This is a genomic window from Bacillus sp. FJAT-29790 (assembly GCF_019039215.1).
Classification (GTDB): Bacteria; Bacillota; Bacilli; order Bacillales; family Cytobacillaceae; genus Cytobacillus.
This window is the reverse complement of the sequence record NZ_JAHNZZ010000001.1, coordinates 2,308,788-2,317,821: the sequence shown is the minus strand read 5'-3', so window position 1 is coordinate 2,317,821 and position 9,034 is coordinate 2,308,788. Positions and strand designations below refer to the sequence as shown.

The following is a 9,034-nucleotide window of genomic DNA, read 5'->3' as shown; positions in this document are numbered from 1 at the left end:
CCCGTCACTCCCCGCGGAAAGCAAGTGCCCGCAGCGGAAATCAACGGGCAAACTTTAAAGGCCAAAACAATAATATATGCGAAAACAACATATTATAAAAATGAAACATTGCAAAAAGGGTCAGACACGATTCATACGAAAACTCGTATGAATGTGCCTGGCCCTTTTTAGTTTGTAAAATGTTTGGCAAGCCCCTGAAAGATTCCTGTTGCCACGCTTTCTTGGTATTGTCCTGTTGTTAGAAGCATTTCTTCAGCCGGATTACTTAAATATCCTAGTTCAAGAAGGATTGCGCTGCGTTTATTTTCCCTTAGCACATAGTAGTCGCCAAATCGATAGCTTCGGTCTTTTAGGTTTGTCTTCGAAGTGACTGAATAATGAACATCTGCAGCCAGATTTTTTTGATAGGAATGAAAATAATAGGTTGTCATTCCTTTTACACTGCGATCTGGATTACTATCATAATGAATACTGATAAATGCATCGGCATTATGATAATGTGATGTATAGACCCTTGAGGATAAAGGGATATATGTATCATTGTTTCGGGTTAAGATGACATTGGCACCAGAAGCTTTTAATTTATCATATAAGACCTGAGCAGTACGTAGGGTTAAAGTTTTTTCTAATGTTCCTCCTGCCCCTGTTGTTCCGTTGTCTCTTCCCCCATGCCCGGGGTCAAGAACAATTTTTTTATTTTTTAAATGCATGCCGGAACCTAGTTTTTCGATTTGTGGAGCTGATCCATTCACTGAAACGATCCATCCGGCAACAAAGCCGCTCTCCCCATTGGAAAGACGAATTTCATACCAATCTTTTTGGACACTGAGAATGTTAAATGATTCTCCCTGATTTGCCCGTTGAACAACTTGGGACTGTGCATTTGGACTTTTTCTTATGTTTGTCCCATCATGAATGATTTTTACCGAACTACCCTTTACTGTTTGCTCAGTAGGAGCTGAACTTTTAACATTGGATTGATCCAAATACCAGCCGGCGATCCATCCGAATGAGCCCGGTTTATATTCGACTTTCACCCAATTATTAACTTCCTCTAAAATTTTGAATCCTTGTCCTTTTGAAACAGAACCAATGGCTTTGCCATTTAACGAACCCGTATTTCTAACTGTTAATGAGGTTGCTGTTACGATTCCCATATTGCCGGAAACAGAAGATTGACCGGGATTTTGAACATGAATAGGGCTTTCCGAATGATTTTTTTCAATCTGCACATACTGACTGCTAATCCAAGCCCGTTTTCCAGAATGCGAAATTTCTGTCCATTCCCTATTTTGCGAGATAATCTTGACGGTTTCCCCTGCATGTAATTTTCCAATCACATTGCCATTTAGGGAAGGGCTGGTTCTAATATTAAGGGAATTGGCAGTTATTTTTCCATGCTGCCCATTCGCAGCTTCACTATTTGCTGAATTGTCCTGAATCCTGACATAATCTCTTGAAACCCAGCCATCCCCATATGGTGTTTTGAGCTGGATCCAATTGCCATTTACGGTTAGTATACTGAATGATTTCCCTTTTTGAATAGTGCCTATTACTTGGAAGCTTGTGTTAGGCCCTTTTCTCACTCTTAGTCCATCAGTTGTAACGATTGCTGACGTGTTTGTACTTTGTATATTCGGGGTGCTATTTTGCTGGCTGTTGGCTTTAGAAACAAGCCAATTGGCAACCCAGCCTTTTTGTCCGTTTCCAAGTTGGATCTCAATCCAATCTTTTTCCTCTGCAAGCATTGGATATAGTTCCCCTTTTTTTGCCTTGGCGACGATTGGGTAGCTTAGCCCGGGGCCGCCGCGAATGTTCAAATTATCCGTTCCAATCTTGACCGATGCACCTGCAGCATTTGCTTTAGTTATGGGAATTCCTGTCCCCATTAAGAGAATTAAGCAAAACAATAAGACGGCATGTTTCTTTCTGAGCATTTGCTCCCTCCTCTCGTTTTTAGCTGGATTCGAAATCAATGAATTAAGCTGTCTTCGCAAACTTTGTTGTTATTTACCAAGTAGTGCGGAGGGGGTGATTTCCGCTCCAATCAACCTTCAACATAGCAACAATCTTTTGGAAAAGATTTTTTCTAAAAAATTGTTGATTTTAAAGGAATCATCCTATTCAAGGAAAACAAAATTACTACTGTCAGTCAAGCCCTTTTTCCTTAATTTTCTTTCTAGCTCAAGCGGGCGCATTAACAGCTCTTATAAATAGATGATAAGAACCTCGTTAATACTTCTCTTCAAGAAGTCTGATTTCCTTCTATAAATGCCGGAAATATCCGAATGAATAAAGGGAGAAAAAGAAAAATATAAGAAACATTTTTCTCATTAATGGGAAGACTAGGTAGTGTCTAGTTGAACGGAGGGTGATATACATGAGATTTGGTGACAAGGGAATGTCTGTCCAATCAGGTGAAAACCAGCTTTTTGGCGTGGATTTTCATGATTTTATCCAAAAGGAGCAAGGTTCGAATATGGTTGAGTTAGCATCGGAATTTGGGTTAACAGTGAATGACGTCAGAAAGCTAAAAAAACATTTAGAACGTTCGTAAATAATTTGCTATTGACATTGCAATTGATGGTCCGTATGATAATATAAACATTATGAGAAGTTAATTCAATAGAATAGATGTCTAGCTCCGAGCGCCATCGGCTCGAGGTCATAAGCCAATCCGTCAAGAAGGTTAAAGAACAACCTTCCCGCCGGCTTGTCTTATGCTTGCGGCCCGCAGGAAGCGGGTCATGCAGACGTTGCCACAGGACAAGGAAAGCCGAGGCAGCGATACATCGCTCGACCAAAAGTGATAGCTTTTGGGAGGACGTGGCGATTTTAGTCTGCGTACCTTAAGGCGCTCTCCGCTTTTCTAATAACCATTGATGAAGAAGAGTAGTTAAACCCCACATGGAAAGAGAAGAAATGTCAAAGGCTGAGAGCATTTCTGCATGATGATTAATGAAAGAACACTTCGTAGGTTTCACTCTGAAAGAGGTATTCACCTTTAGTAGGGGCTGAACGTTAACAGGCGTTAACTGTAAAAGAGGAAGACGTCTTTTTGACGTTTTCAATTAGGGTGGCACCACGGGAATCTCAAAGCTCTCGTCCCTTGTATGTTTATACAAGGAGGCGGGGGCTTTTTATATTTTTTATACATATTATCTTTAAAAATTAGGAGGATGGGTTTACATGTCAATCCAAATACCGAGAGGAACACAGGATATACTCCCTGGCGAAATAGAAAAGTGGCAGCTTATTGAGGAAAAGGCAAGAGAGCTTTGCGCAAAATTCCAATATCGTGAAATCAGAACACCGATATTTGAACATACAGAATTATTTTTACGCAGTGTGGGAGACACAACCGATATTGTTCAGAAAGAAATGTATACATTTGAAGACCGCGGGAAGCGAAGCTTGACCTTAAGGCCAGAAGGGACGGCCTCAACCGTTCGCTCCTTTGTTGAAAATAAAATGTTTGGGTATGCGAATCAGCCTGTTAAGCTTTATTATATGGGGCCCATGTTTCGCTACGAGCGTCCACAGGCAGGACGCTTTCGCCAATTTGTTCAGTTTGGAGTCGAAGCGATTGGAAGTGCAGATCCGGCTATTGATGCTGAGGTAATTGCATTAGCCATGTCCCTTTATCAGGAATTAGGCTTGAAAAAGCTTAAACTTATTATTAACAGTCTTGGGGATAAAGAAAGCCGAACCGCTCACCGTGAAGCTTTAATTAATCACTTTAAACCGAGGATCGGAGAGTTTTGTGCAGACTGTCAGAACAGACTTGAGAAAAATCCGATGCGTATTCTAGACTGCAAACAAGATCGCGAGCATGAACTAATGCAAACAGCACCTTCGATTATTGATTTCTTAAATGAAGATTCAAAGAAATATTTTGAGAAAGTCCAGAAGTATTTAAATGATCTTGATATCGCATTCGAAGTAGATCCGAATCTTGTTCGTGGGCTCGATTATTATAACCATACTGCTTTTGAAATTATGAGCAACGCTGAAGGATTTGGAGCGATCACGACCTTATGCGGCGGCGGGCGCTATAACGGCCTTACAGAAGAAATTGGCGGTCCTGAGGCTCCGGGGATTGGTTTTGCGATGAGCATTGAGCGATTTATCGCTGCATTAGATGCGGAACAAATCGTGCTTCCTGCTAATGAAGGGATCGATTGTTTCCTTGTTGCATTAGGGGAAGAAGCAAAAGATTATACGGTTGGCTTGCTGCATAAACTTCGTCTTGCTGGATTTTCCGCTGAAAGAGACTACTTAGATCGAAAAATTAAAGCCCAGTTTAAAGCGGCAGATCGTTCGAATGCAAAGTATGTTGCGATACTTGGAGAAGATGAATTAAAAGCGAATAAAATTAACTTAAAATCAATGGAGAGCGGTGAACAAACAGAGCTGGAGCTTGGTTCGTTTGTGGAACAATTCACTGCGCTATTGAAATAGGAGGAATAGGCATGTTTGGGAGAACATATTACTGCGGAGAAATGACAGAAGCTGCGATTAACGAGAAAGTTGTAATAAAAGGATGGGTGCAAAAACGTCGTGATTTAGGCGGCCTTATTTTCATTGATCTTCGGGATCGAACAGGAATTGTCCAGGTTGTTGTTAACCCTGAACTGGCGCCAGAGGCTCATGCTGTTGCTGATAAAGTAAGAAATGAGTATGTACTTGATATCGAAGGGGAAGTAATTGCCCGTACGGATGGAACGATTAATGAGAATCTAAAAACGGGCCGGATTGAGATTCAGGCCGAAAAAGTAACTATTCTAAATGAAGCAAAAACACCTCCTTTTTTGATTGATAATAAAACTGATGTTTCAGAAGATATACGTCTTAAATATCGTTATCTTGACTTAAGAAGGCCAGCGATGTTTGAAACGTTCAAAATGCGCCATCAAGTGACGAAAGCAATGAGGGAATTCCTCGATAGCGAAGGATTCCTTGATATCGAAACACCGATTTTGACGAAGAGCACGCCTGAAGGGGCTCGTGATTATTTAGTTCCAAGCCGCGTTCATCCAGGTGAATTTTATGCCCTGCCACAGTCGCCGCAAATCTTTAAACAGCTGTTAATGGTTGGTGGAATGGAACGTTATTATCAAATTGCCCGCTGCTTCAGGGATGAAGATTTACGTGCAGATCGTCAGCCTGAGTTTACCCAGCTCGATATGGAAATGAGCTTTATGAGCCAGGAAGAAATTATGGGTCTGATGGAGAACATGATGAAAAAGATCATGAAGGAAGTGAAAAACCTTGATGTCTCGATTCCATTCGAGCGGATGCCTTATCAGCAAGCGATGGACCGCTTTGGATCTGATAAGCCAGATACACGTTTTGAAATGGAATTAACGGATTTATCAGAGATCTTGAAGGATTCAGGCTTCAAAGTATTTGCAGGGGCCATTGCTTCCGGCGGCCAAGTTAAGGCGATAAACGTGAAAAATGGAGCAGGTCAATATTCTAGAAAAGATATCGATGCGTTAACGGAATTTGTAGCTGTTTATGGCGCGAAGGGGCTCGCTTGGTTAAAGGCTGAAGAAGATGGTTTGAAGGGTCCAATTGCTAAATTCGTTATGGAAGAAGATCAACGTGCTATCAAAGCAGCGCTTTCTGTTGAAAATGGGGATTTACTATTATTCGTAGCAGATAAGAAAAATGTCGTTGCCGATGCGCTTGGTGCATTGCGATTAAAACTAGGCAAAGATCTCGGACTTATTGATCAAAGCAAGTTTAACTTCCTATGGGTTACAGAGTGGCCATTACTTGAGTATGCTGAAGAAGAAGGTCGTTATTACGCGGCACATCATCCATTTACAATGCCTGCAAGGGATGACCTGGAGCTCCTTGATACAGACCCATCTCAAGTAAAAGCACAGGCATATGATCTTGTATTAAACGGCTATGAGCTCGGTGGGGGATCTCTTCGTATTTTCGAGAGAGCTATACAGGAAAAAATGTTTAATGTACTTGGTTTTACGAAAGAGGAAGCGACCGAGCAATTTGGGTTCTTGCTAGAAGCATTTGATTACGGTACGCCACCACATGGGGGAATTGCATTAGGTCTTGATCGGCTTGTTATGCTCCTAGCAGGCAAGACAAATCTTCGCGATACGATTGCCTTTCCAAAAACAGCAAGCGCAAGCTGTATCTTAACTGATGCTCCAGGTGAAGTAAGTCAGGCTCAATTGGATGATCTGCATCTTGCCCTTAATCTTAAAAAAAGTGAATAAAGACCTGTATTTCATAGAATGACGGGTATATGTCCTTATTAATAGAAAATTCACTTTATTCTTGCTTGAAAAGAGTGATTTTCTGTGGTATTATCAAACTAACAAATAAAGAGTCCTGATGTGTTCGTTGTGTAACCTGAAATTTTGACCGAACATCTTTCCTTCGGGAATCCGGAGTTTTCTAGCCGCGTAAATGCCTTATGGATGAGGACTTACAAAAGCAGAAACAGGACACCCACCTGCTAAGAGCGGGTTCAAAACGAAGGCGCCTAAAGCGACGGCATGATTGGGGCTCTTTACGTACATATTGAATTTATTATCCATGCCGAGAAATTGGCATGGATTTTTTGTTTTTTGGTTCCTGTGTATTACTATCCGAAAAGTACACAATATAAATTCGGACATTGGTCGAAGGACTCGTTTTTATTCTTGGCTCATTTCTAAGAGATTGTTGCTTTATGATATAAATTCCCTAAAGAGTTTTGGGTAGTAATGAACCCCTCATGAGGAGCGGTATTCCCTTTTCGAAGAGTTTTCGGTCGTCATGAAATTCTCATGGTGAATGTTTACCTATTTTCAATATAATAAATGTTATTATAAAAGTTATAAAAGCAACAAAGTTTGTGAAAACAGACTTATTTTTCTATATGAGTGAATAAATGATACAATAATCAATCAATAAAAAAACAAACAGCCTGCTTTTATTTGCCAGGCTGTTTGTTTTTTTCAAGGTTCCACCAATTAACCTACTTGGCAGCAACGAATTCAGCTGTAATATTATCAATGATTGTCTGAACAGGTAATATTTCTTTAATTTCGGATACTCTAGCACCTGCGAATACGAGTCCATTTTCCACATCGCCGCCGACAGATTTAAACAGAGAATCTAGCGTGCAAAAACGATACGAACAATTTTTCAAACAATCATGGCATTTATCGATTTTTACTTTATTCGTTCCCATGATTAAATCTGTAAATTTATTCTTTATGGCTCTTCCCTGTAAGCCTACAGTAGTCTTAACCAAGATGGTATCTTCTTTTTTCGCATGTACATATTTTTCTTTAAATGCAAGTGGCGCATCACATTCTTCGCTTGCGACAAACCTTGTCCCCATTTGAACACCAGAAGCGCCCATTTTAACGGCTTTTGCTAAATCTTCGCCTGTTAAAATACCGCCCGCAGCGATAACTGGGATTTTAACAGCCTCCACTACTTCGGGCAAAATATCAAACAATGGCCTGTCGGTTCCAAGATGTCCCCCAGCTTCGCAGCCTTCAACAACTACAGCCGCAGCCCCTAATCGTTCTGAAATTCTCGCCAACTTGGCAGATGAGACGATAGATAGTACAGGAATGCCATACTCTTTTCCCCAAGCATACATATCCCTAGAGATCCCTGCACCTGAAATAATAAAATCAACCTTTTCTTCCATGGCAGCTTTCATTTTTTCCGCGAAATCGTTCATTGCGAATAAAACATTAACACCTATATAACCAGCTTCTTTGATCCGCTCTTTGGCTATTTTAATATGGGATCGTAATTCTTCGGTAGAAATTCCTGTGCCAGAAATAATTCCGATCCCGCCTGCATTGGCGACCGCTGAAGCAAGACCGCTAAGTGAAATTCCTATACCCATCCCGCCTTGAAGGATAGGGACCCTCGGTTTCATATGCCCAATTTTTAATTGTGGAAGATTCAAGTCAAAACCCCATTTCTATCAGCTAACAACATGTATTCATTTAATCTGAAATAATTTTAGCACCTTACCTGATAAAAAGATGTGACTTTTGTTACCTGGTCATATTAGCTGATGTTACCAAATGCGATAAATATTAATAACTTTTATTCCTATAGAATTACTTATTTTTATTAAAAAGTATGATATATTCATTATCGGGTAAAACAAAAAAAGCACGCTGTTATTAGACATTTAGGATAATAGAAGCGCCTAATTTTTAAATAATATGGAGTTGAGATAGATGTTGCATCAATTTTCAAGAAATGAGCTTGCAATTGGCAAAGAAGGACTAGAAAAAATGAAAAACAGCACCGTTGCGGTTCTTGGGATTGGCGGAGTAGGAACTTTCGCTGCCGAAGCATTAGCACGGTCAGGAGTGGGACGGTTAGTCCTAGTCGATAAAGATGATGTCGATATTACTAACGTCAATCGGCAGATCATAGCATTACTTTCAACTGTTGGCCAGCCAAAGGTTGATTTAATGAAGGAACGAATTAAGGATATTAATCCTGAGTGTGAAGTAATTGCGCTGAAAATGTTTTACACGGAAGAAACGTATGAGCAGTTTTTTGAGTATGGCCTTGATTTTGTAGTTGACGCGTCCGATACGATTTCTTATAAAATTCACTTAATGAAGGAATGTTTAAAAAGAAATATCCCAATGATCTCAAGCATGGGAGCGGCAAACAAAATGGATCCAACCCGTTTCCAAATTTCTGATATTTCAAAAACGCATACCGATCCAATTGCAAAAGTCATAAGGACACGCTTAAGAAAAGAGGGAATTAGAAAAGGAATTCCAGTCGTATTCTCAGATGAAAGCCCGATCGTGATCCGTGAAGATGTTCGGAAGGTAGTCGGTAAAGACGAAGCAGTCATTCGAAAGGCAAAAATGCCGCCTTCATCCAATGCATTTGTTCCGTCAGTTGCAGGATTAGTTATGGCTAGCTATGTGGTAAGGGAATTGTTAAGCGACATTAAAATTAGCCGTGTGAAGGATGAAAAATAATAGTGGATTTGGTCTGGCTTTAATATAGAGCCAGGCCT

6 protein-coding genes, 1 other RNA gene and 1 other annotated feature are annotated in these 9,034 nt (G+C 40.4%); of the genes, 5 read left to right on the top strand and 2 right to left on the bottom strand.

Going from position 1 to position 9,034, the window contains the following annotated elements; translation table 11 throughout:
- Nucleotides 1-167: 167 nt before the first annotated feature.
- On the bottom strand, nucleotides 168-1,937 hold the full coding sequence (locus BGM26_RS11025) for an N-acetylmuramoyl-L-alanine amidase family protein (RefSeq protein ID WP_217039859.1): 1,770 nt from the start codon (nucleotides 1,935-1,937) through the stop codon (nucleotides 168-170).
- A gap of 443 nt (nucleotides 1,938-2,380) precedes the next feature.
- On the opposite strand from BGM26_RS11025, the gene BGM26_RS11020 reads away from it, so the two are divergent.
- From BGM26_RS11020 to ssrS, 4 genes are all read left to right on the top strand, one after another.
- Entirely contained in the window at nucleotides 2,381-2,557 is a 177-nt protein-coding gene (locus BGM26_RS11020; RefSeq protein WP_217039858.1) for a hypothetical protein, read from the top strand.
- Nucleotides 2,558-2,870: 313 nt separating this feature from the next.
- Nucleotides 2,871-3,113 (top strand) — a binding site (T-box leader).
- A 76-nt stretch (nucleotides 3,114-3,189) separates the two neighbouring features.
- The gene (gene hisS, locus BGM26_RS11015; protein ID WP_217039857.1) at nucleotides 3,190-4,461 is read left to right on the top strand and encodes a histidine--tRNA ligase; all 1,272 of its coding nucleotides are present in this window, start codon (nucleotides 3,190-3,192) and stop codon (nucleotides 4,459-4,461) included.
- A gap of 11 nt (nucleotides 4,462-4,472) precedes the next feature.
- Nucleotides 4,473-6,248, top strand: a complete 1,776-nt coding sequence (gene aspS, locus BGM26_RS11010; RefSeq protein ID WP_217039856.1) for an aspartate--tRNA ligase — start codon at nucleotides 4,473-4,475, stop codon at nucleotides 6,246-6,248.
- A 109-nt stretch (nucleotides 6,249-6,357) separates the two neighbouring features.
- Nucleotides 6,358-6,545: non-coding RNA, 6S RNA (gene ssrS / locus BGM26_RS11005), on the top strand.
- 449 nt (nucleotides 6,546-6,994) lie between these two features.
- Here ssrS and BGM26_RS11000 read toward each other — a convergent pair.
- The gene (locus BGM26_RS11000) at nucleotides 6,995-7,918 is read right to left on the bottom strand and encodes an NAD(P)H-dependent flavin oxidoreductase (protein ID WP_217040752.1); all 924 of its coding nucleotides are present in this window, start codon (nucleotides 7,916-7,918) and stop codon (nucleotides 6,995-6,997) included.
- 310 nt (nucleotides 7,919-8,228) lie between these two features.
- On the opposite strand from BGM26_RS11000, the gene BGM26_RS10995 reads away from it, so the two are divergent.
- Nucleotides 8,229-8,996: a tRNA threonylcarbamoyladenosine dehydratase gene (locus BGM26_RS10995; protein WP_217039855.1), complete on the top strand. Its 768-nt coding sequence runs from the start codon at nucleotides 8,229-8,231 to the stop codon at nucleotides 8,994-8,996.
- The last annotated feature ends 38 nt before the right edge of the window (nucleotides 8,997-9,034 follow it).

Coding starts and splice junctions, on each gene's coding strand:
- BGM26_RS11025 (WP_217039859.1), bottom strand. CDS start 1,937: ATGCTCAGAAAGAAACATGCCGTCTTATTGTTTTGCTTAATTCTCTTA.
- BGM26_RS11020 (WP_217039858.1), top strand. CDS start 2,381: ATGAGATTTGGTGACAAGGGAATGTCTGTCCAATCAGGTGAAAACCAG.
- hisS (WP_217039857.1), top strand. CDS start 3,190: ATGTCAATCCAAATACCGAGAGGAACACAGGATATACTCCCTGGCGAA.
- aspS (WP_217039856.1), top strand. CDS start 4,473: ATGTTTGGGAGAACATATTACTGCGGAGAAATGACAGAAGCTGCGATT.
- BGM26_RS11000 (WP_217040752.1), bottom strand. CDS start 7,918: ATGAAACCGAGGGTCCCTATCCTTCAAGGCGGGATGGGTATAGGAATT.
- BGM26_RS10995 (WP_217039855.1), top strand. CDS start 8,229: ATGTTGCATCAATTTTCAAGAAATGAGCTTGCAATTGGCAAAGAAGGA.